The sequence below is a fragment of the Pseudomonas sp. HY13-MNA-CIBAN-0226 genome (assembly GCF_040310305.1).
Taxonomy (GTDB): Bacteria; Pseudomonadota; Gammaproteobacteria; order Pseudomonadales; family Pseudomonadaceae; genus Aquipseudomonas; species Aquipseudomonas gregormendelii.
In genome coordinates this window covers 1-233 of the sequence record NZ_JBEOPS010000668.1, presented here as the reverse complement: position 1 = coordinate 233, position 233 = coordinate 1, and the positions used below count along the sequence as shown (strand labels likewise).

1 protein-coding gene is annotated in these 233 nt (G+C 47.6%); it reads left to right on the top strand.

Annotated elements, in window-relative coordinates; translation table 11 throughout:
* Positions 1-233, top strand: a 233-nt coding sequence (locus tag AAEZ05_RS30355; RefSeq protein WP_350650393.1) for an alkaline phosphatase, incomplete at both ends; no start/stop codon positions are given.

Below are 233 nucleotides of genomic sequence, written 5' to 3'. Positions count from 1 at the left end.
GCTGTCCGCCAAGAATTGGAAGTGCTGTCCGAAGGTAGCGTCGTTATCAAATCTAAGCGTAAAGACCACCGAAACTTGATCGCTGAAGCACAGCAGAAGAACTATGATTTAGCGTTCAACCGCTCACAGATGGAAAAGGCCGACGGTAAAATACTTGGCTTATTTGCTTATTCATCGTTGCCAAACGGTATTACCGAGCACCAAACTAAGAATGACCCCGCCCGCACCATACC